Source organism: Bradyrhizobium sp. cf659, assembly GCF_900113725.1.
GTDB lineage: Bacteria > Pseudomonadota > Alphaproteobacteria > Rhizobiales > Xanthobacteraceae > Bradyrhizobium.
Genome location: NZ_FOQJ01000015.1, coordinates 61,411 through 81,848, shown reverse-complemented (window position 1 = coordinate 81,848; position 20,438 = coordinate 61,411). Strand labels below are relative to the sequence as shown.

The following is a 20,438-nucleotide window of genomic DNA, read 5'->3' as shown; positions in this document are numbered from 1 at the left end:
CCGAATGGAGAACGCCGGCTTACGGCGAACAGGACAGCGGTCTCGGTGACGAGACGACGCGCTTGAAGGACGAGCTCGATCCTGCCGTACTCGATCAGGTGTCGGTCGCGGGCGAGCGATTCGACCGCCTGCTCAAGCTTGTGGAGGAGGTCGCGATGAAAGGCGCCAGATCCTGACATCGAAGGCAAATCCCTTCGAAGGCACGGCCTTTCGAAGGGGGCCTTTCGACACGTCCCCGTGACCGGCGGCGAAAATACGGCATCCGCCGTATCGCTCGCAAATCGATCCGGCGTTACCTTCACCCTCAAGCGCACGAACAGAAGCCGTTTTCCCAAGCCCTTGAATATTCGGGAAATGACGTCATTGAGCGTCGCTGCAACTCAGAGTTTAGAAGATCGGCATTTTAAGTGGAGATTGAGCATGACCAATAGGCAGGACACCAATTCGAAGGCGGAAGGCGAATCCCTCGATAGCCGCAAGGATGCCGCTCAGAACAAGGCATCCCAGATCTCGACCTCTGAAAAGGATGCACTCAGCGACAGCTCCCTGGACGATGTGTCCGGCGGCCGCATTCCTCCGACCCACAAGATCTGACGCCCGGGTCGTGGGCTTGGCATTGATGAGAACGGGAGATCGAGCATGACCGATCAGCAGGATACCAATTCCACGGCGGACGCCGGACCCGGCGAGAGCCTCCAGGGCAGCGCTCAAACCACGTCTTCCCAAATCTCGCCGGCGACTGATGCGCTGAGCGACCGCTCGCTGGACAAAGTGTCAGGCGGCACTTGGCCGTTCAACAACGTTGCGGCTGCCAGCTATATCAGCAATGGCAAGACCGGCTGACCGAGAAAACGCCCGAGCCAACGACGGCTTCGACGTCCGACGAAACAAAGGCCGAGGCAGCGAAACCATTTTCCCTGCCTCGTGGAATGATCAGAAAACGACCTCAGCGTACAGTTGCAACGTCGGGTTTAACCGATCAGCATTCACGAAGGTGGAGATTGAATATGACCAACGTGCAGGACACGAATTCGAAGGCGCAAGCCGAACCCGGCGAGAGCCTGAAGGACGGCGCTGAGAACAAAACGTCCCAGATCTCGACGACCTCTGAAGCGCTCAGCGACAGCTCACTGGACGATGTGTCAGGCGGCCTTTTGGCCAATGAGTAATACAGCGAGTGTCGCCTCCCGCGGCGGCGTCGGCCCGGGGGCTAACCGAGAAGCACCTGAGCCAACGACGCCTTAGACTTCTGACGAAACAAAGGCCGAGGCAGCGAAACCGTTTTCCCCGCCTCTAATCAGAAAAACGACCTCAGGGTAAGGCTGCAACGTCGGATTGACCCGATCAGCCTTGATGAAGGTGGAGATTGCATATGACCAACGGGCAGGACACCAATACGAAGGCGCAGGCCGAACCCGGCCAGAGTCCCAAGGACGTCGCGCAGAACACCAACGTCTCGTCAACGCCAGAGAAGGATGCGCTCGGCGACAGCTCGCTGGACGAGGTGTCAGGCGGCAGTTGGCCGTACCTCTCCACCAGCCCTTCATCCGGGGGGATACAGGGGGGCTAACCGCTCGGGAATCCGTTTTCCCGCGCCTCGATTGACCCGATCAGCATTAATGAAAGTGGAGATTGCATATGACCAACGGGCAGGACACCAATACGAAGACGCAGGCCGAACCCGGCCAGAGTCCCAAGGACGTCGCGCAGAACACCAACGTCTCGTCAACGCCAGAGAAGGATGCGCTGAAAGACAGCTCGCTCGACGAGGTGTCAGGCGGCTGGTGGCCGGCGATAATCAGTAGCGGTAACCCCATCATATGATTTTGGGGCTCACCGAGAACGCGCCTGGCTTCCAAGGTGCAGCGCGGCCATTGCCACGAAACAGAGAGCGATGCCGGGAAACCGGGTTCCCCCGCGCTCGAAATAAATCAGGAAGTAGGTCCAGTGTAGCGTTTCAACGTCGGGTTTAACCGATCGGTTGGGGCCTAAGCGCAGCGCAATTAAGCACCATGATTGTGCGACGAATGCCCATTTTCGACCGGATAAGCCCAGGTGTGCGATCGGCAAGTCATTGATTGTTCTTATCCAGTGGCTGTCTCTTAATCAGCGGGTCCCAGGTTCGAGCCCTGGTGCGCCCACCATATTAATGACTTACCCGGCAGAACCGTTTGAGCATCTGATTTTTCAAACGGTCGTTCTGCGGTGAGGGGAGTTTAGCTGTCAGAGACGGCTCGCGCGTACCGCGATCGCTGAACGCGATTTCTCCAATGATGGATTGGAGCGAGATTTCAATTTTTTCAATTGGTTAGAAGGCCTCATGTGCACGACGTGTGCACCGGGAGATCAAGAAATCTAATGACAGCCAATGCGAGCAGGCGTTTCTGAAGTGGGGCAGCGCTGCCGTAGATTGGCGCAAGCGCCTAGCGAATAGCGGGCGCTCAGATGCTTTCGATAAGGCACGACCAGACTTGCGTCTCAGTCCGAGGAACGAGCGCCTTCGCCGCCGAGTTGCGCCACGAGCCAATCTGCAAAGGTTCGTACCGCCGATCTTTGTCGGCTGGCGCGCGGGTAGATCAGGCGGTGACCGACGTAGCGGATATCGTTGGCCCGTCCCGCCAATGGAGCTACCAATCGCCCGCTCGCCAGTTCGCGTTCGGCCAGAAGGGTTGATTCCAGCGCTACGCCCAATCCCTCCGCAGCCGTCGCAATCGCAAGAAAGCTCCGGTCGAATCTCATGCCGTGAAGCGCAGGTGCTTCCAACCCATTCGCGGTGAACCATTGGTGCCACTGCACCCGCTTCACGTCGGAGCGGATGAGCGTCTGATCGAGGAGATCGGCAGGCTTTCGTATCGATTTTGCGAGCGAGGGCGAGCAGAGTGGCGTGACCGTCTCCTCCGGCAAAGGAACAATTTCGACACCTTCCGCGCGGGGCGGACCGTAGACGATGTCGATATCGAAATCGTCGTTGCTGAAGCGCGCATAGTCGGTGCTTGCAGCCAGCCGAACCTCGAGCTTCGGGTAAGCAGCGAGAAACTGTGCAAGCCGAGGGGCCAGCCATTGCGCGGCAAAGCTGGGCGCGGAATGGACGCGCACCAATTGTGGCCCGCGCGCGGCAACTTCCTCGAGGCCACGGCGGAGCTGATCGAATGCCGCTCCCGTGTGACGCATCAGGTTCTCGCCGGCCGGCGTGAGTCGCACGGATCGGGCGCTGCGCTCGAACAAAACGGTCCGAAGCGTGCCTTCCAGCTTGCGGATGGCGTGACTGACGGCACTTGGCGTCAGGTGAAGCTCATTCGCCGCATCGCGAAACGAACCGGTGCGGGCGGCGGCCTCAAAGGCACGAATTGCCGATATGGGGACATTTGATAGCATCTCATAAGTGAACCAGATTCATCGATCCGTGACAACTGCGCGCTTGTCCGTTGGTGCTCGGCGGGTCATTCCTAAGCGCCAAGGAAGAACAATTTGCGGGAGGAATTGATGCTGCTCAGCGGTAAGACGGCCATCATTTCGGGCGCGGCCTCGCCGCGCGGGATCGGGCTTGCCACCGCCCGGCGGTTCGCCGCCGAGGGCGCTCGGGTCGCCATTCTCGATATCGACGCAGGCGCCGCGGCGGATGCTGCGGCATCCCTTGGAAACTCCCACATCGGACTAGGGTGCGACGTCGCCAACAAACCGTCCTGCGAGCAGGCGGTCGCCCGCGCGATCGAATCCTTTGGCGGCATCGATGTTTTGATCAACAATGCGGGCATCACCCAGCCGGTGAAGTTCCTGGAGATTTCGGCGGCCGATTGGGATCGCATTCAGGACGTCAATCTCAAGGGCATCCTGTTTCTCTCCCAGGCGGTGATCCCGCATATGCGCGCACGGAAGTCCGGATCGATCGCATGCATGTCGTCGGTCTCGGCCCAGCGCGGCGGTGGAATTTTTGGCGGCCCGCACTATTCGGCCGCGAAGGCCGGCGTGCTTGGTCTCGCCAAGGCGATGGCCCGTGAGTTCGGCCCGGACGGCATCCGTGTCAATTGCGTCACGCCCGGCCTGATCGGCACCGATATCACCGCGGGCAAGCTGACCGACGAGATGAGGGCGAAGATCTTGGAAGGCATTCCGCTCAATCGTCTCGGCACGGCGGAAGACGTCGCCGGCATCTACACCTTCCTGGCCTCGGATCTCTCCGCCTACGTGACCGGCGCCGTGATCGACGTCAACGGCGGCATGCTCATCCACTGAGCCAGCGAGACTAGGGCCAGATCGATGGAAACCTCGACCAAGACGCTTACGAACACGCCCAAGCTGGCGGACCGCGCCTACAATATTCGCCGCAATGCCCTGCGCATGGGCGAAGTCCAAGGCCAAGGCTATATCGCACAGGCGCTCGACATCTCCGACGTTCTCGCCGTCGCCTATTTCCACGCGATGCGCTATCGTCCGGAGGACCCGTCCTGGGAAGGACGCGACCGCTTTCTTCTCTCGAACGGGCACTATGCCATCGCGCTCTACGCTGCTTTGATCGAGGCGGGGATCGTCCCCGAGGAAGAACTCGAAACCTATGGCAGCGACGAGAGCCGCCTGCCCATGTCGGGCATGGCCTCCTACACGCCCGGAATGGAAATGTCGGGCGGTTCGCTCGGGCTCGGGCTCAGCATTGCCGTCGGCATGGGCTTAGGACTTAAGCGCAAGAAATCAGAGGCGCGGGTGTACACCTTGTTCTCTGATGGCGAGCTCGACGAAGGCTCGGTCTGGGAGGCGATCCAGTCGGCCGGCCACTACAAGCTCGACAATTTGATCGGAATCGTCGACGTCAACAATCAGCAGGCGGACGGTCCTTCGACGCAGGTCATGGCCTTCGAGCCGCTCGTGGACAAGTTTCAGGCCTTTGGCTGGTTCGTGCAGCGCATCGACGGCAACGATCTCGATGCCGTGGTTGCCGCCTTCGACGCGGCCAAGTCCCATCCCGAACCCAGGCCGCGGATGATCGTCGCTGACACGCTGATGGGGAAGGGTGTTCCATTCCTGGAGCGGCGCGAGAAGAGCCATTTCATCCGCGTCGAGCAGCACGAATGGCAGCTCGCGCTTGCCGCGCTGGAAGCCGGGAGGCAGCCATGAAGACCGTCAGATCAGCACCGCAGCCGGGCAAGCCGCGCCTGACCACCTCCGCCATGATCGCCTCGATCGCGGCCGAGGGACAGAAGACGAAACCGGCGCCCTTTGGACACGCGCTCGTCGAGCTCGCACGCAGCCGTCCCGATGTGGTCGGCATGACGGCCGATCTCGGCAAGTACACCGACATGCACATCTTTGCGAAGGAATTTCCGGACCGCTACTATCAGATGGGCATGGCCGAGCAGCTTCTGTTCGGCGCCGCCTCCGGCCTTGCCGCCGAAGGCTTCATGCCTTTCGCGACCACTTACGCCGTGTTCGCATCGCGGCGGGCATACGACTTCATACACCAGACGATCGCGGAGGAAGACCGCAACGTGAAGATCGTCTGCGCGCTGCCAGGCCTGACCTCGGGCTACGGCCCGAGTCATCAGGCCGCGGAGGACCTCGCGCTGTTTCGTGCCATGCCGAACATGACGGTCATCGATCCCTGCGATGCCCATGAGATCGAGCAACTAGTCCCTGCGATCGCGGCGCATCACGGGCCGGTCTACATGCGCCTGCTGCGCGGCCAGGTGCCGGTCGTGCTGGACGAATATGACTACAAATTCGAGCTCGGCAAGGCCAAGCTGATCCGTGACGGGAAGGACGCCCTGGTCATCTCGTCCGGCATCATGACCATGCGCGCGCTCGAAGCCGCGCAGACTTTGAAGGACGACAGCGTCGATATTGCGGTGCTACATGTTCCAACCATTAAGCCGCTCGATACCGAGACGATCTTGCGTGAAGCCGGCAAGTCGGGCCGCCTTGTCGTCGTTGCCGAGAACCACACAACGATTGGCGGTCTCGGCGAGGCGGTTGCCGCACTTCTGATGCGTTCCGGCGTCCATCCGCCTTTCCGCCAGATCGCATTGCCCGACGAATTTCTTGATGCCGGCGCACTTCCTACCCTGCACGACCGCTACGGGATTTCAACCGCAGAGGTTGCACGGCAGATCAAACAGTGGCTTTAGCCTACCGGCGCTAAGCGCCAATCGAACCAAGCCCAGGTGAGGAGCTAACGCCCGTCGCATGTTGCGGCGGCGAGTGATCGCTCCCGCCCAAATGCCGGTGGTCGAGAGCCGGCAAGCGAAAAACCCGGAAAGCTGCACGCCAGCGTGCGCTGACGCAGCGGGCAGCAACGTCAATGAAGGACCAGGAGGAAAACATGACAGTATCGAAGCCCGGAAGCATCAGTCGCCGTTCGCTGTTGATGGCCGCCACGGCCGTTCCTCTCAGCGGGATTCTCACCCGCCCGGCGTCTGCCGCCGAGTTCGTCTACAAGTTCGCGACCGGACAGGATCCAACCCATCCGGTAAATATCCGGGCCCAGGAGGCCATCGATCGCATTCGCGAAGCGACAAGTGGCCGCCTGGAGATCAGGCTGTTTCCGGCCAACCAACTCGGCTCCGACACCGAGCTCCTGACCCAGGTTCGCAGTGGTGGCGTCGAGTTCTTCAACCAATCGTCCTCGATTCTTGCCACCCTGGTTCCAAGTGCGGGCATCGTGAACACCGGCTTCGCATTCGCCGACTATGACAGCGTTTGGAAGGCGATGGATGGCGATCTCGGCACCTACATCCGGGCGCAGATCGCCAAGACACCGATCATGGCGGTGTCAAAGACCTGGGACAATGGCTTTCGTCAGGTGACCTCGTCCGGCCGTGAGGTGCGAACGCCGGATGATCTGAAGAACTTCCAGATCCGCGTTCCACCCGCACCATTGCTGACATCGCTTTTCAAAGCACTTGGAGCCGGGCCGACTCCGATCAACTTCAACGAGGTCTATTCCGCGTTGCAGACCAAGGTCGTCGATGGCCAGGAAAATCCGTTGCCGATCATCGCCACTGCGCGTCTCTACGAAGTGCAGAGCACATGCAGCCTGACCGGGCACGTCTGGGACGGCTATTGGATCCTCGGCAACAAGCGCGCCTTCGAGCGCCTGCCGAAGGACGTGCAGGAGATCGTGATGCGCGAGCTCGATCGCTCTGCCGTCGATCAGCGCGCCGACATCGCGAAGCTCAGCCAGTCCCTGCGGACCGATCTTTCGGCCAAGGGTCTCAAATTCATCGACGTCGATCGTGCCGCCTTCCGCCAGGCCTTGTCCAAGACCAGCTTCTACGCCGACTGGAAGGGCAAGTTTGGCGAGGAGGCATGGTCACAGCTCGAAAAAGCCGCGGGCCAGCTATCATGACCAGCGTAAGCCATACGTCGCATATGGATACCGGGATCGCGGCCGGCACATCTCAAGCGAATTCGCGCCGATGGGTGGTGAAAGCAAACATGGTGCTTGGCCACGCTGTCGCGGTCCCGGCGGCGTTGCTGGTGCTGGCGGAGATCGCCGTGCTGTCCGCGGGCATCGTGAGCCGATACGTGTTCCGCTCGCCGATCGTCTGGTCCGACGAGCTCGCCGGCATTCTTTTCCTCTGGCTCGCCATGTTCGGGTCCGTGATTGCGTTCCAGCGCGGCGAGCACATGCGAATGACCGCCATCGTCGGCGTTCTCAGTGCGGAAGTTCGTGCGTTCCTGGATGTCGTCGCGGCCGCGGCGTCGCTCGCATTTCTCGTGCTCGTCGTCTGGCCGGCCTATGAATTCGCGGCCGACGAGGCATTCGTCACGACCCCGGCGCTCGAGATCGTCAACACCTGGCGTGCGGCAGCGCTGCCGATCGGAATCGGGCTGATGCTGATCGCAGCCGCCCTCCGGCTCATTCGCATATCGAGCCTACGCAGCTTGCTGGCCTCCCTGGCAATCGTCGCGGGCGTCATCGCGACGTTCGCTCTATTGGCTCCAGTTTTGAAGCCGCTCGGCAATCTGAACCTTCTGATCTTCTTCGTCTTCGTCGTCGGCGCGATGGTCTTTGCGGCCGTGCCGATCGCGTTTGCATTTGGCCTCGCCACGGTCGGCTATCTTGCCCTGACAACCAGCACGCCCGACGTCGTGATGATCGGACGAATGGACGAGGGCATGAGCCACCTGATCCTGCTTGCCGTACCTCTCTTCGTCTTTCTCGGCCTTCTGATCGAGATGACGGGCATGGCGCGCGCCATGGTCAGCTTCCTCGCGAGCCTTCTCGGTCATGTCCGCGGCGGACTGCACTACGTGCTTGTCGGGGCGATGTATCTGGTTTCCGGCATCTCCGGCTCCAAGGCGGCGGACATGGCTGCGGTGGCTCCGGTGCTGTTTCCCGAGATGCGGCAGCGTGGGGCCAAGCCCGGCGATCTCGTTGCGCTCCTGGCCGCGACGGGGGCGCAGACCGAGACGATTCCCCCGTCACTCGTTCTGATCACGATCGGCTCGGTGACCGGTGTGTCGATCTCGGCGCTGTTCACCGGCGGGTTGCTTCCGGGCGTGGTGCTCGCGGTCATGCTCGCGGCCGTGGTGTGGTGGCGATACCGCCGCGAGGACTTGTCTCACGTCAAACGGGCGACGGGGCGGCAGATTGGCCGCGCTTTCGTGATCGCGATACCGGCCATCGCGCTGCCATTCGTGATCCGGACCGCCGTCGTCGAAGGCGTCGCGACGGCAACGGAAGTCTCGACCATCGGCATCCTTTACTCGGCCTGTGCGGGCCTGTTCATCTATCGGAAGTTCGACTGGCGCCGCATCTATCCGATGCTGGTCGAGACGGCCTCGCTGTCGGGGGCGATCCTGCTCATCATCGGCGCGGCGACGGGCATGGCTTGGGCGCTGACTCAGTCGGGATTTTCTGCCTCTCTTGCAAAGTTCATGACCAGCCTTCCCGGCGGAGTCCCTGTCTTCCTGGCGGTGACGATCGCGACCTTCGTGATCCTGGGCAGTGTTCTGGAAGGGATCCCGGCCATCGTCTTGTTCGGCCCGCTCCTGTTCCCGATCGCGCGGCAGGTCGGGGTGCACGATGTTCACTATGCGATGGTGGTCGTTCTCGCCATGGGCATCGGCCTGTTCGCGCCGCCGTTCGGCGTCGGCTACTACGCGGCCTGCGCCATCAGCCGCATCAACCCGGACGATGGCATGAAGCCGATCGTGGGCTACATGATCGCGCTCTTGATCGGCACACTGATCGTCGCGGCCGTGCCCTGGCTATCGATCGGCTTCCTTTGACGCATCGGCGGGACGCCTCGCGGGACCAAACCGCGAGGCACCTCGTCAGGCGAATTTCGGCAGATGCAGCGGCAGGCCCTCGCAGGGCATATCGATCTCTTCGACCTGCCCCTTGCCGACTTCGGTGACGCGCAGCTTCTTGCCTTCGAGCGTGAAAGCACAATTCGTCGGCTGCGCCCCGTCCAGGATCAGACGGTCGGCGACCTCACCCCGACGGTCCAGCACCGTGACGCTTTTCTGGTTGTAGACCGTGCAATAGAGGCGGCCATCCGTCCCGAAAGCCATCCCGTCCGGCCCTTTGAAGTCGGGATTCGAATCAGGCTGCAGGACGTTGCCGAAGACCACGCGCTTCGGCGCGGCCTCGCCGAGCACGTCGTATCGGTAGATCTCGCCGGTGAAGGATGCATTGGCATAGAGGTGATTGTCGGAACCGAAAGCAATGCCGTTGGTGAAGCGGATCTTGCGATCGAGCACGCGTACGACCTTCATGGCCGCCGGATCGATCTCATACACACGGCCGTCCCAATCAAGGTCCATATAGCCGTCGACGAAGGCCTGACCGTTGATGAAATCGTCAGCCGCCATCCCGGAGTCGGTCATGTAAAGCAATCCGGTCGGACCGAAGCAGAGATCGTTCGGAAACAGGAAGCGGTCGGCACCTTCGCCCTGCATGCGCCGGATCTCGTTTCCGCCTTCGTCGATGCAGATCAGCGCCCGGAGGCCTGCTTCCGCGATCCAGATCCGGCCGTGGCCATCGGTCGTCAGCCCGTTCGGACGACCGCCCGTCGTCCGGATCACCCTGCGATTGCCGCGATGGTCAAGCCGCGTGACGCAAAGAGTCGATGCGGACATCTCCGTGACATACATCGATCCATCCGGCAGGCACACCGGGCCCTCGGGCGCTCCGATTCCGGTTGCAAACAGTCTCGGCGCCATTTTTCCTTCCCCTTTTTCCATGTTGTTGGCTCTCGTTACGCGATGACCAGGCCGCTGGCCGGATCGATCAGCACCACGCGATTGAGGTCGATGGCGAGGTCGATGCGTTCGCCATGGCTGCCGACGTCATGAGCCTGCAGCTCCGCGACCGCATCCACTCCGCCGATCTTGATGGTGGTGAATGTGCGGGTCCCTGTCGGCTGAATAAGATCGGCGACGGCCGAATAAGAGACCACTCCGTCGCGGAGAGGTCCGCCGCCAGCCCGGCTGACGTGCTGAGGCCGAATGCCGACGAGAACCTCCCGTCCATCCTCGCGGGTGAGTAATGTGGCCTTTGCGGGCGGAAGTGTCAGCGAATCACCAGGCTGAAATAGAACTGCTGCGCTGCCGCCGCTCGTCTTAAGGGTCGCCGGGATGAGGTTGATCGACGGAGACCCGAGGAAGCCGGCCACAAAGCCCGTACGGGGCTGCTCGAACAGTTCAAGCGGGGCCCCTTGCTGCTCGATCTCTCCATCACGGAGCAGCACGATGCGGTCGGCGAGCGTCATCGCCTCGACCTGATCGTGGGTGACGTAGATCATCGTCGTCGTGATCTCGTGATGCAGACGCTTGATCTCGGTCCGCATCTCGTCGCGCAGTTGAGCGTCGAGATTCGACAGCGGCTCGTCGAACAGGAACAGGTCCGCCTTGCGGACGATGGCCCGACCGATGGCGACGCGCTGACGCTGTCCGCCGGAGAGCTGCCGAGGATAGCGCTGCAGAAGATTGCCGATGCCGAGCATTTCGGCGGCTTCGCTGACCCGCTTCCTGATCTCCATCTCTGGAATCTTGCGGGCGCGCAGACCGAACGCGATGTTCTCGTTGACGGTCAAATAGGGGTAGAGCGCGTAATTTTGAAACACCATCGCGATGTTGCGCTCGCGCGGGCGCAGATCGTTGACCACCGCGCCACCGATGGTGATCGTTCCGTCGTCCGGGTCTTCAAGACCGGCTATCGTTCTTAAGAGCGTGCTCTTGCCGCAGCCGGACGGCCCTACCAGCACTGCGAATTCGCCATCGGCGATGGTGAGATCCACCCCCCGAACCGCGTGCACATTGCCGTAGTATTTGTGCACCCCGGACAGCTTGACGTCAGCCACTCCGCTCTCCCTAACCCTTGACTGCGCCCAAGGAGATGCCGCGCACGAGATAGCGCTGCATCACCGAGACCGCGACGAAGATCGGCAACGTTCCAAGGACCGACATTGCCGCGATCTTTGCCCAAAAATTCGATTGTCCGCCGAAGTAGTGCGTCAGCATGACGGGAAAGGTGATGACCTCGGTACGCGTGAGCACCAGCGCGAAGAGGAAGTCATTCCAGGCGAATACGAAGGTGAAGACCGACGTCGCCATGAGCCCCGGGCGCACCATCGGGAAAACGACTTTCCAGATCACTTCCCATCGATTCAGACCGTCGACGAGCGCGCTTTCCTCGAGCTCCAGTGGAACGTCGACGATGTAGCCGCGCATCATCCAGATGACGTAAGGGAGATTGAACGCCGTGTAGAGCAGGATCAGCCCGAAGTAGCCGTCGACGAGACCAAAATAGACGTAGATCAGGAAGATCGGGAAGACGACCGCGATCGGCGGGATCATGCGCTGGGAAATGATCCACATCGCGAGGTTCTCGCCGCCGGTGCCGAACCGGGCGATGCTGTAGGCGCAGAGCGTCCCAAGAACGATCGCAAAGCCGGAGCTGACGCCGGCGACGATCAGACTGTTCAGGATGACAAGGACGTCACCGTCCTTGAACAGCACGTAATAGTTCGAGAACTGAATCTGACCGGGAATCCACAAGGGCGGCACATGATAGATCTCGTCCGGCGTCTTGAACGAAATCATGAACAGCCAGTAGACCGGAAACAGGAACAGCAGCGTTACGACGCCGGCGCCGAGATAGCGAAGCACCAGGATGCGGGCTTTTCTCGCCGGAAGCTTGGCGACACTCATCGCGCAAGCTCCATGCGCTTGAGGACCAGAGTGGTGATGACAGTGAGCAGGGCAATCACCAGGAAAGAGATTGCGGCCGTATAGCTCGTCTCGAATTGCGAGAAGCCCTGCACATAGGTGTAGAGCGATATGGTCTCGGTCATCGAGCCGGGGCCGCCTTCGGTAAGAGCCCAGATGATGTCGAAGATGCGGACGAGGTCGAGGCCCCGGATCAGGCAGGCAACGGCGACAACGGGGGCGATCGCCGGCAGAACGATCGCGCTAAGCACGCGCGGATACGACGCCCCGTCGATCTCCGCAGCTTCGAGCTGCGACTGGTCGACATTTGACAGCGCTGCAAGCAGCAACAGGAACATGAACGGCGACCACTGCCAGACCTCGCAGATGATGATCGCGGGATAGACGTAGGCGGGATTGACCGTCCACAAAATCCGGACCGGCTCGCCGGCGATGAAGCTCAGGATCTCGCCGATCGGACCGAAGCGGACGTCGAACATCAGACGCCAGGTCGCTCCCGCGACAATCGGAGAAATCACCGTGGGGAGGACCAGCAGCGCGACGAAGATCTGGCGACCGGGCATACGATCAATGAAGAGCTGCGCCATCAGGAAGCCGATCAGCAGCTCAGGCGGCAGGGCGATTGCCGTGATGATGGCTGTGTGGCCGAGCGAAGCCCAGAGGCGAGCATCCCGGAAGAGCTCCGCATAGTTCAAGAGGCCGACAAAGGATGTGTCGTTCTCGGTCATCGTGATGCGCTGGAAGCTCACGATCAGCGAGTAGATGAGGGGGAACAAGCCGACCAGGAGAAGGATCAGAATGGCCGGTGCGACGATGAGATAGGGGAGACGGTCCTCGAGCATGCGCCCGAGGCGGCTCGGGCGGCGTTGCTCGGCACCATTGAGACTTGCGGAAAGCGTCATCATCAGTCCAGGAAACGACGCCGCACGGGAGGGCGACGCCTCCCGTGTGGTGTCCAGGGCAGCTATTGCGGATAGGCGCCGGGCTTGGCCGCCCAGACCTTGTAGACGGCCTTTTGATTTTCGATGCCGACCTTCTCGGTGATGGCGTCGAATTGTTGCGCCATGCGGTCGAGGATGGCCTTGGGATCTTCGCTAGCCCAGAGGCTCGAAATCGCCTTGGTCATCGCCTCGTCGTATTTGTCCTGCTGCAGCAGGGAGAGATCGAGCAGGCCCTTCTCACCGGATGTCTTGATCGTATCGAGATAGGCAGGAGCCTCAGGCCAGAGCGCACGGTATTTCTCGCTCGCGTAGTGCGACAGGCGGAACGGATCGCGGAGCGTATAGGGGAGCTGGACGCGCTCGAGGCTGGTCTTCTTGCTGTTCAGCCACTGGATGAAGAGATAAGCGGCCTCCTTGTTCTTGCTGGTGGCCGACACCGACAAGTCGAAGCCGACGCCGAGTTCGGGGCGGCCGAGAGGCGTGAGCGCGTAGCCGACCTTGCCGGCGACTTGGGATTTGGGAACCCACTTCAACGCTTCCTCGCCCGAACCGTAGCCGGCGGCCCAACGTCCGTAAGGCGGCCACGAGATCGTCATCGCGGTTGTGCCCTGAAGAAATGCCGCGAGGTTGTCGACGAAATTCCACTGCTCCACGCCTGGCGGCATGAACTTGTTTTCCGCCTTCATTTCCTTGAACACCTTGAGGCCGACGTCGCCATTCACCGTCGCCTTCATGGTGTCCGCATTGAAGAACTTGCCGCCCTCCATGCGGAAGCGCTCTTGGAACATGTATTGCGGATAGGGCGCGGTGCGGAAGAAGCCGGCGCCGTAAACCTTGGGCGCCATCTTGTCGGTGATGAATTGGCCGATCTGGTCGAACTGCTTCCAGTCCTTCGGCGGTGCAAGTTCGTAGCCGAACTTGGCCTTGAACTCCTCCTTCATCTTCGGATCCTCGAAGATGTCCTTGCGGTAATAGAGCAGCATCACGTCGCCGTCGTCCGGAAAGCCGAAAATCTTCCCGTCGTACTGCATCTGGTTGTCGCGGTACGCGGCCGCGATGTCCTGCAACTCGTCGCGATAGCCGAACTTGTCGACATACTTGTCGAGAGGCTCGAGCGCGCCGGCGCGTGCAAGGTCGGGCATCCAGGACGGAATGACGTTCAACGCGTCGTAGGCCCCGGCGCCCGATTTGAAATCCTGCATGATCTTGGTGAACATCTGATCGGTCGGCACCTCGACCACTTTCACCTTGATACCGGTGAGCTTCTCCCACTTGGGACCCGAGTAATTCAGTGGGTCGAGCGATTGGAGACCGGCCTCCCAGACGATGCTGATCGTCGTGCCCGCATACTTCTTCGCGGCTTCGACTGCGATGTCGGCAGCATCCTTATCGGCGGCTGGCGCCGAGGCACCAGTGAGCGCTAGGACAGCGGTCGCGCTGAGAAACGTCCTGAACCCCATTCCTTTTTCCTCCTCTCTTGGGCGTCCGCAGACCGCCAGGCGGCTTTGGAGCGCCACGTGACTTTTGGCCGATCAGCAGGTGCGGACATCGCCCCGCGGCGCGAACACCGATGCCGCGGGCAAATCTATTCATCTATGGTGAGAATGGGCACACAGGCGTTTTTCGGCTGGTTTGCATCAGCCAGACTGGGCTTCCCGAATGAACGTGATTTGGCTTCCGTGAAGCGCGCATCCTCCCCAAAACGCTGTTAAGCTCTGATTTTGGGGCTAGTCTGCGTTGTCGCAGAACTCTTCGACAAATGAGAACTTTGCAAGCATGGGTGAGCTACATTCACCTGTCTAGCCTGCGGCTGCCAGAAGCAAGACAGGTGCGGATTTACTCTACCCGCCGAGCTCTATCTGTGAGGCGGCGGTTGAACAGGAACAGCTCCTGCGCGCGTCGTATGCCGAGCATGCGTGTACGTACTAAGTGTTGCAGCCATCGGCCGTCATGTTCAGCGCCGTTCGATGCTGGTTGAACGCTCGATCACCAGATTAATAGCTATCGACCATACGTCGCGGTCGCCTCGTCAAGCGCTTGCGCAGCGCAGCGCACAGATCGAGATCGCCGCCGAGCATAAAGATCCGCCGGCGCCCGGCGATAACGACAGTGCCGACGTATGGGGGGCGCATTTGTCGCCATGGCCAAGACAGGGGGCCTAAAGCTTCGACAAGGTGTCAAAAGCGCGACCACATCAGGTGGTGCTGGATCGGCAAACTCGTTAGGAGAGCGGTCGCGGGCGCGGCGCCATCTCCGAATCGAGGATCAGTCGTCCATCGAGTCGACCGTCCAGACGCTTCACGTATTCGGAAGCCTCTTCCATGTGCGCCTTCATGAGCGCACGCACGCGCTCGCTGTCTCGCGCGCGCGCGGCCTTCGCGATCTCCGCGTGAAACTTGACGTTGGCGCACCCGAATTTCGCGTGTTCTTCCGGAGGGGTCTGCGTGCTGAAGACAACCAGACGGCGGAGCATTTCGTTGATCAGCTCACACGCGAAGCGGAGAAAGGGATTGGGGTTTGCGGCAGCCAGGATGTCGTGAAAATCAAGATCTGCCTGACGTTGTCGAACGAGACGAGATGGTTCATGAGAGGTCGGCTGGCAGGTTTCGATGTTGTGTTCCAGAGCATCGAGTTGTTCGTCGGAGAGAAACGGAACTGAGCCGGCGGCCAATTCCGGCTCCAGCAATCGCCGCGCCGCATAGATGTCCTCCATGCTGACCTCCTTGAAGAACAGATAGTTCTGCAGCAGTTGGAACGTGCGCTCGAGCGGCACCTCGATAATCGTCGCCCCGCCGGCAGGACCGGTGCTGACCGTGATCAGTCCCTGCACCTCCAATGACTTCAGCGCCTCGCGGATGGTGCTCTTGCTGACCGAAAACAGCCGCTGAAGCTCCTTTTCCATCGGGAGCTTGGCGCCCGGGCGAAGGTTCTTCTGTGTAATCAACTGCTTGATCTCTTCGGTAACGAGATCGGCCCGCTTTTGAATTTTCAGCCGCCCGGGCTGCTTCGGCATTTTTTCCAGTTCTACCGCCATCCGAATTCTCCAGATCGATCAATGGGTTCCTGACGTGCCCACCGCGGATCCAGCGCGGGCCTGCGAAAAAGAACCGACTCGTCGATTGACACTTCTCCCATAACGGGCATATTCATGCAAATCCGGTTTATCATGATAAATATAATGAACCGGTCAATAAGCGGAAACGAGCATGGTAAGCGGGCAAAACATCCCTGAAATCTGGGCAGCTATTCACACGCCTTTCGACAACTCCGGGGCCATCGACGAGGCCGGGGTTCGCCGGAATGTCCGCCACTACATCGCAGCTGGCCTCGTGGGAGTGTTCTGCAATGGACTGATCGGCGAGGTCTGGTCGCTCACGTTGCAGGAGAGGAAGCGCGTTATCGAAGTGATCGCCGATGAGGCCGGAGGCCGTCTCGGGATCTCAGTTGTGATCTCGGGTCCTTCGGTTGAAGAGACCATCGAGCTTGGCGAGCACGCGCGTCGGCTTGGCGTCAGTCACGCCGTGCTAATGGTCCCAACCTCCGGCCCGCGATCCCCCGCGCAGCAATTCGCGTATCTGCACCACATCTGCACGCGTCTTGAGATGCCGATCGTCATCTTCAACGGCCGAACCGCTGCAGGCAGCCCATTGGATCCTGCGGTTTTCACGCAGCTTTGTTCGCTGCCCAATCTCAAGCTGCTGAAGACGACCGGCAATGCAGCCGAGAACGCTGCTCTCCGCCAGGCCGCGCGCAATGGCGTGCTCGTCTCCGATCCTCTGGAAGAAAATTTCTTCGTCAATATGCAGGGCGAAGGTCAGTCGATCCTGTATGCCGACCCTGAGCCCTACCTGTACCAACGCGGGGACTTTCGGCCGATCGCGAACTACGTGGCGCTGCTGGCGTCCGGACAAACGGAAGAGGCGGCGCGCATTTGCGCGTCACTCGCACCGCAACGGGTCGTCTTCAACAAGTGGATCATGGACCCGCTGAAGAGCGGTCATATGCCGAACGCGGCGGTCAAGCACTGGTGCGATCTGATCGGCATTGCCGGTGGCGCGGTGCGCTCGCCCGTCACGCCCCTGTCCACCGCCGAACGGAGAGAACTGGAATCAGACCTCGTCGCATGTGAGGCGCCAGGCCTGCTCTCTGCCGCCAAATGAACCTTGTCGTGACCTGCTGATCATCCAGGGAGAGAAAAATGACCTTGAAACCCTTCGACCGTCGCTCGTTCCTTCAGGTGCTGGCCGCTGCCGGCTCCGCACCATTCGTTCTCGACATCGGGGCCGCGCACGCAGAAACGCCGCTCACGGTCGGGATCCTCTATTCCGGTTCGAAACAGGATTATGGCTTCAACCAGTCTCATGCGCAGGCCGCAGCCGCGCTGAAGAAGCAGCCCGGCATCAAGGTGGTCGAAGAGGAGCGCGTTCCGGAAACAATCGCCGCCCAGCGCAGCATGGAAGGGATGATCCGCCAGGATGGCGCTCAGCTCATCCTCGCGACGTCCTTCGGCTACTTCAAGCCTCACGTTCTAGAGATGGCGGCCAAATATCCGGATGTCACCTTCGCTCACACCGGCGGCGTCTGGACGGCGGGCTTGCCTGAAAACATCGGCACGTTCTACGCCTACATTTTCGAGGCGCAGTACATTTCGGGAATCATCGCGGGCCATATGACGAAGACCAAGAAGCTCGGCCTCGTGGCTGCGAAGCCGACGCCCAATCTTCTGCGAAGCATCAACGCGTTCGCGATCGGCGCCCGTTCGGTCGATCCCGCCATTCAGGTGCAGGTGATCTTCACGGGCGATTGGGTGCTTCCGGTGCGCGAAGCAGAGGCGACGAATACGCTCGTCGACCAGGGCGCCGACGTCATCGCGGCCCAGGTGGACAGCCCGAAGGTGGTGATCGAGACGGCCGAGAAGCGCGGCGTCATGTCGTGCGGCTACCATTCGAGCCAGGCGGATGTCGCTCCCAACGGCTATCTCACGGGAGCCGAATGGAACTGGATCACGCCATATCTTGTGTATGCCGGCAGCGTCCGGGGTGGCAAAAAGCCCGAGCACTATCTCCGTGCCGGCATCTCCGACCATTTCGTCAAGAACAGTCCTTTTGGAAAGCTCGTCACGCCCGCGGCCCGCGCGGCGGCCGAGAAGGCAAGAGCAGACCTTATCGGCGGCACGCTCGTGATCTACAGCGGTCCACTTAAGGACAATAAGGGCAACGTCGTCATCCCTGCCGGCGTCATGCAGAGCAGCAACGACCGTGCGCTCGACGGTATCAACTACCTCGTTGAAGGCATCATCGGCCAAGTCTAAGGGGGCGACCTTGTCTTCGATCTCTGGAATCGAGTCCGCGCCGTCGAACCCGCCGGGAACCGCAGCCCAGCTCAGCGTGGCCTTGCCCGTCCTGGCGGTGCTGCTTGCATCGGCGGTCTTTGCGGCCTTCGTCGCCTTGTATGGGCAAAACCCTTTCACGGTGTTCGGCCTGATCGTTCAAGGCGGCTTCGGCAGCAGCTTCGCTTGGCAGGATACCTTGTCGCGGGCCGCACCGTTGATTCTGGTTGGCTTGGCCGTTGCCATACCCGCACAGGCGGGACTGGTGATCATCGGCGGCGAGGGCGCTCTGGTGCTCGGAGGACTTGCTGGGGCCGTGGTGACATTGCCCTTTGCGGGAGCGCACGCACTTCCGATGCAACTGCTCATGTTGCTGGCCGGTGCTCTGGTCGGAGGCCTCTGGTTCGGTCTGGCGGGAGCGTTGCGTCAATACCGCGGCGTCAACGAAACGATCTCGGGCCTGCTCCTGTCCTACATAGGGATCGCGATCTTTCACCATCTGACGGAAGGCCTGCTCCGGGATCCGGCGAGCCTCGACAAGCCGTCAACCCATCCGATCGATCCGTCCTACATGTTGCCCATGCTGCCGGGCGTTGGCGTTCATGCCGGGCTTGCGGTCAGCCTGGCGCTGGCCATCATCGCCCACGTCGTGCTGCGCTACACACGATGGGGCTTTGCGCTGCGCGTGGTCGGCGGTAGCGCCAGGGTCGCGAGGATGGTCGGCCTGGCCGTGAATCGCTGGGTCATCGGTGCGACGTTTGTGGCGGGTGGAATGGCGGGAGTTGCCGGTGCGATCGAGGTGGCAGCCGTGCAGGGGACGGCCAACTCCTCACTCATCGTTGGCTATGGTTACAGCGGAATCCTCGTCGCGTTTCTGGCTCGCCACCAACCGCTCGCGATTGTCGCAGTCGCGCTTTTGATCGGCGGCATGCAGGCAAGCGCGAGCCTATTGCAACGGCGCCTCGAGCTTCCCGATGCAACAATGCTTGTGTTTCAGGGCTTGATCTTCGTCTGCGTCCTCGTCGCGGATGCAATTGCACAACAATTGCGAGAAAAGGCACGGAGGTAAGCATGGATCCCACGGCAATCGGTTGGCTCGCACTGCCACTCGCGATCTTGGGCGGAGCGATCCGTGTTTCGACCCCCTTCATCTTCGTCAGCATCGGTGAGCTCATCACCGAAAAATCGGGGCGCATCAATCTAGGTCTCGAGGGCACGCTCATGCTGGGCGCGATGGCGGGATACGGGATCTCGTATCTCTCCGGCTCGCCCTGGGGCGGCGTGCTTGCGGCGGGGCTTGCCGGAACGGCGTTTGGGTTGCTGCACGGGCTGCTTTGCAGTGTGAAGCGCGTCAATGATACGGCGATCGGCATCAGCCTCATCGTGCTGGGCACCGGCCTGGCGTTCTTCTTCGGCAAACCCTTGATCGAACCCAAGGCGCCAGCGCTTCCTTCGATATCCCTCGGATTCTGGTCCAGTGTGCCGCAAGTGCGAGCAGCGTTGGACGTGAACGCGCTGTTTTTTGTCGGAATTCTATTGGCCTTTGCAGTCTATGTCTTCCTGAACAGGACCGGCTGGGGACTGATGCTGCGCACCGTCGGAGACAGCGAGGATGCGGCGCGCGCGCTTGGTTTCCCCGTATTGCGGGTGCGCATCCTGGCGACGATGGCGGGCGGCTTTCTCGCTGGCATCGGCGGCAGCTTCCTGTCGCTTTCATATCCCGGGAGCTGGAGCGAGGGCCTGTCCAGCGGGCAGGGCATCATGGCGGTGGCGCTCGTCATCTTTGCGCGTTGGCGTTCCGTCAACGCCCTCAGCGCATCACTTCTGTTCGGCGGTGCAGGAGCTCTCGGGCCGGCGCTGCAGGGTGTCGGCGTTACCGGCTACTATTACCTGTTCAATGCGGCGCCATACATCCTGACGCTGGCGATCATGGTGGCCTCGACGTCGCGCGCGGCGCCGTTCGCCGATGCGCCGGGCGAACTCAAGCTGCACCGATGAGA

General features: G+C 61.2%; 21 protein-coding genes. 14 read left to right on the top strand and 7 right to left on the bottom strand.

The window, feature by feature from the left end; all coding sequences use genetic code 11:
* Nucleotides 1–237: 237 nt before the first annotated feature.
* The 5 genes from BM118_RS40950 (at nucleotide 238) to BM118_RS36640 (ending at nucleotide 1,824) form a co-directional block, all read left to right on the top strand.
* Nucleotides 238–594 carry a hypothetical protein gene (locus BM118_RS40950; RefSeq protein ID WP_143099586.1) on the top strand — a complete coding sequence of 119 codons (357 nt, stop codon included), beginning with the start codon at nucleotides 238–240 and terminating at the stop codon, nucleotides 592–594.
* Between the two features lie 45 nt (nucleotides 595–639).
* Nucleotides 640–843 carry a hypothetical protein gene (locus tag BM118_RS36650; protein ID WP_092192434.1) on the top strand — a complete coding sequence of 68 codons (204 nt, stop codon included), beginning with the start codon at nucleotides 640–642 and terminating at the stop codon, nucleotides 841–843.
* A 164-nt stretch (nucleotides 844–1,007) separates the two neighbouring features.
* A complete protein-coding gene (locus BM118_RS41955; RefSeq protein ID WP_177235020.1) occupies nucleotides 1,008–1,169 on the top strand; it encodes a hypothetical protein in 162 nt (53 codons plus the stop codon).
* Nucleotides 1,170–1,372: 203 nt separating this feature from the next.
* Nucleotides 1,373–1,570, top strand: coding sequence for a hypothetical protein (locus tag BM118_RS36645; RefSeq protein WP_092192432.1), 198 nt, complete (start codon nucleotides 1,373–1,375; stop codon nucleotides 1,568–1,570).
* Between the two features lie 68 nt (nucleotides 1,571–1,638).
* The gene (locus BM118_RS36640) at nucleotides 1,639–1,824 is read left to right on the top strand and encodes a hypothetical protein (RefSeq protein WP_092192430.1); all 186 of its coding nucleotides are present in this window, start codon (nucleotides 1,639–1,641) and stop codon (nucleotides 1,822–1,824) included.
* Nucleotides 1,825–2,478: 654 nt separating this feature from the next.
* On the opposite strand, the gene BM118_RS36635 is transcribed toward BM118_RS36640, so the two are convergent.
* Nucleotides 2,479–3,375: a LysR substrate-binding domain-containing protein gene (locus tag BM118_RS36635; RefSeq protein ID WP_092192428.1), complete on the bottom strand. Its 897-nt coding sequence runs from the start codon at nucleotides 3,373–3,375 to the stop codon at nucleotides 2,479–2,481.
* Between the two features lie 108 nt (nucleotides 3,376–3,483).
* Between BM118_RS36635 and BM118_RS36630 the strand changes: the two genes are divergently transcribed.
* The 5 genes from BM118_RS36630 (at nucleotide 3,484) to BM118_RS36610 (ending at nucleotide 9,225) form a co-directional block, all read left to right on the top strand.
* The gene (locus tag BM118_RS36630) at nucleotides 3,484–4,233 is read left to right on the top strand and encodes an SDR family NAD(P)-dependent oxidoreductase (RefSeq protein WP_092192426.1); all 750 of its coding nucleotides are present in this window, start codon (nucleotides 3,484–3,486) and stop codon (nucleotides 4,231–4,233) included.
* Nucleotides 4,234–4,257: 24 nt separating this feature from the next.
* Nucleotides 4,258–5,109 (top strand): transketolase, encoded by an 852-nt coding sequence (locus BM118_RS36625; RefSeq protein WP_092192424.1) that lies wholly within the window; start codon nucleotides 4,258–4,260, stop codon nucleotides 5,107–5,109.
* Complete coding sequence (locus BM118_RS36620) at nucleotides 5,106–6,116, top strand: transketolase family protein (RefSeq protein ID WP_177235019.1); 1,011 nt, start codon at nucleotides 5,106–5,108, stop codon at nucleotides 6,114–6,116. Before BM118_RS36625 ends, BM118_RS36620 begins: the two co-directional genes overlap by 4 nt.
* Nucleotides 6,117–6,310: 194 nt before the next feature.
* Nucleotides 6,311–7,336: a TRAP transporter substrate-binding protein gene (locus BM118_RS36615; RefSeq protein ID WP_177235018.1), complete on the top strand. Its 1,026-nt coding sequence runs from the start codon at nucleotides 6,311–6,313 to the stop codon at nucleotides 7,334–7,336.
* Nucleotides 7,337–7,425: 89 nt separating this feature from the next.
* Nucleotides 7,426–9,225, top strand: a complete 1,800-nt coding sequence (locus BM118_RS36610) for a TRAP transporter large permease (protein WP_244550320.1) — start codon at nucleotides 7,426–7,428, stop codon at nucleotides 9,223–9,225.
* A 45-nt stretch (nucleotides 9,226–9,270) separates the two neighbouring features.
* Here BM118_RS36610 and BM118_RS36605 read toward each other — a convergent pair whose 3' ends face one another.
* The 6 genes from BM118_RS36605 to BM118_RS36580 form a co-directional block, all read right to left on the bottom strand.
* A complete protein-coding gene (locus BM118_RS36605; RefSeq protein ID WP_092192416.1) occupies nucleotides 9,271–10,161 on the bottom strand; it encodes an SMP-30/gluconolactonase/LRE family protein in 891 nt (296 codons plus the stop codon).
* A 35-nt stretch (nucleotides 10,162–10,196) separates the two neighbouring features.
* Nucleotides 10,197–11,300 (bottom strand): ABC transporter ATP-binding protein, encoded by a 1,104-nt coding sequence (locus BM118_RS36600; protein ID WP_092192414.1) that lies wholly within the window; start codon nucleotides 11,298–11,300, stop codon nucleotides 10,197–10,199.
* Between the two features lie 10 nt (nucleotides 11,301–11,310).
* Entirely contained in the window at nucleotides 11,311–12,150 is an 840-nt protein-coding gene (locus BM118_RS36595) for a carbohydrate ABC transporter permease (protein WP_092192412.1), read from the bottom strand.
* A complete protein-coding gene (locus BM118_RS36590) occupies nucleotides 12,147–13,073 on the bottom strand; it encodes a carbohydrate ABC transporter permease (RefSeq protein WP_092192410.1) in 927 nt (308 codons plus the stop codon). Before BM118_RS36590 ends, BM118_RS36595 begins: the two co-directional genes overlap by 4 nt.
* 59 nt (nucleotides 13,074–13,132) lie before the next feature.
* Complete coding sequence (locus tag BM118_RS36585; RefSeq protein ID WP_092192407.1) at nucleotides 13,133–14,569, bottom strand: ABC transporter substrate-binding protein; 1,437 nt, start codon at nucleotides 14,567–14,569, stop codon at nucleotides 13,133–13,135.
* A 761-nt stretch (nucleotides 14,570–15,330) separates the two neighbouring features.
* Nucleotides 15,331–16,143 (bottom strand): FadR/GntR family transcriptional regulator, encoded by an 813-nt coding sequence (locus BM118_RS36580; protein ID WP_210189078.1) that lies wholly within the window; start codon nucleotides 16,141–16,143, stop codon nucleotides 15,331–15,333.
* A 172-nt stretch (nucleotides 16,144–16,315) separates the two neighbouring features.
* Here BM118_RS36580 and BM118_RS36575 point away from each other — a divergent pair, with 172 nt between their 5' ends.
* From BM118_RS36575 to BM118_RS36560, 4 genes are read left to right on the top strand one after another with little or no spacing between them, the layout of a single operon-like run.
* On the top strand, nucleotides 16,316–17,269 hold the full coding sequence (locus BM118_RS36575; RefSeq protein ID WP_092192403.1) for a dihydrodipicolinate synthase family protein: 954 nt from the start codon (nucleotides 16,316–16,318) through the stop codon (nucleotides 17,267–17,269).
* A gap of 38 nt (nucleotides 17,270–17,307) precedes the next feature.
* Nucleotides 17,308–18,420 (top strand): BMP family ABC transporter substrate-binding protein, encoded by a 1,113-nt coding sequence (locus BM118_RS36570; RefSeq protein WP_210189077.1) that lies wholly within the window; start codon nucleotides 17,308–17,310, stop codon nucleotides 18,418–18,420.
* A gap of 10 nt (nucleotides 18,421–18,430) precedes the next feature.
* On the top strand, nucleotides 18,431–19,507 hold the full coding sequence (locus BM118_RS36565) for an ABC transporter permease (protein WP_177235017.1): 1,077 nt from the start codon (nucleotides 18,431–18,433) through the stop codon (nucleotides 19,505–19,507).
* A 2-nt stretch (nucleotides 19,508–19,509) separates the two neighbouring features.
* Nucleotides 19,510–20,436: an ABC transporter permease gene (locus tag BM118_RS36560; RefSeq protein WP_092192399.1), complete on the top strand. Its 927-nt coding sequence runs from the start codon at nucleotides 19,510–19,512 to the stop codon at nucleotides 20,434–20,436.
* Nucleotides 20,437–20,438 lie beyond the last annotated feature (2 nt).

Coding starts and splice junctions, on each gene's coding strand:
- BM118_RS36650 (WP_092192434.1), top strand. CDS start 640: ATGACCGATCAGCAGGATACCAATTCCACGGCGGACGCCGGACCCGGC.
- BM118_RS41955 (WP_177235020.1), top strand. CDS start 1,008: ATGACCAACGTGCAGGACACGAATTCGAAGGCGCAAGCCGAACCCGGC.
- BM118_RS36645 (WP_092192432.1), top strand. CDS start 1,373: ATGACCAACGGGCAGGACACCAATACGAAGGCGCAGGCCGAACCCGGC.
- BM118_RS36640 (WP_092192430.1), top strand. CDS start 1,639: ATGACCAACGGGCAGGACACCAATACGAAGACGCAGGCCGAACCCGGC.
- BM118_RS36635 (WP_092192428.1), bottom strand. CDS start 3,375: ATGCTATCAAATGTCCCCATATCGGCAATTCGTGCCTTTGAGGCCGCC.
- BM118_RS36630 (WP_092192426.1), top strand. CDS start 3,484: ATGCTGCTCAGCGGTAAGACGGCCATCATTTCGGGCGCGGCCTCGCCG.
- BM118_RS36625 (WP_092192424.1), top strand. CDS start 4,258: ATGGAAACCTCGACCAAGACGCTTACGAACACGCCCAAGCTGGCGGAC.
- BM118_RS36620 (WP_177235019.1), top strand. CDS start 5,106: ATGAAGACCGTCAGATCAGCACCGCAGCCGGGCAAGCCGCGCCTGACC.
- BM118_RS36615 (WP_177235018.1), top strand. CDS start 6,311: ATGACAGTATCGAAGCCCGGAAGCATCAGTCGCCGTTCGCTGTTGATG.
- BM118_RS36610 (WP_244550320.1), top strand. CDS start 7,426: ATGGTGCTTGGCCACGCTGTCGCGGTCCCGGCGGCGTTGCTGGTGCTG.
- BM118_RS36605 (WP_092192416.1), bottom strand. CDS start 10,161: ATGGCGCCGAGACTGTTTGCAACCGGAATCGGAGCGCCCGAGGGCCCG.
- BM118_RS36595 (WP_092192412.1), bottom strand. CDS start 12,150: ATGAGTGTCGCCAAGCTTCCGGCGAGAAAAGCCCGCATCCTGGTGCTT.
- BM118_RS36590 (WP_092192410.1), bottom strand. CDS start 13,073: ATGATGACGCTTTCCGCAAGTCTCAATGGTGCCGAGCAACGCCGCCCG.
- BM118_RS36585 (WP_092192407.1), bottom strand. CDS start 14,569: ATGGGGTTCAGGACGTTTCTCAGCGCGACCGCTGTCCTAGCGCTCACT.
- BM118_RS36580 (WP_210189078.1), bottom strand. CDS start 16,143: ATGGCGGTAGAACTGGAAAAAATGCCGAAGCAGCCCGGGCGGCTGAAA.
- BM118_RS36575 (WP_092192403.1), top strand. CDS start 16,316: ATGGTAAGCGGGCAAAACATCCCTGAAATCTGGGCAGCTATTCACACG.
- BM118_RS36570 (WP_210189077.1), top strand. CDS start 17,308: ATGACCTTGAAACCCTTCGACCGTCGCTCGTTCCTTCAGGTGCTGGCC.
- BM118_RS36560 (WP_092192399.1), top strand. CDS start 19,510: ATGGATCCCACGGCAATCGGTTGGCTCGCACTGCCACTCGCGATCTTG.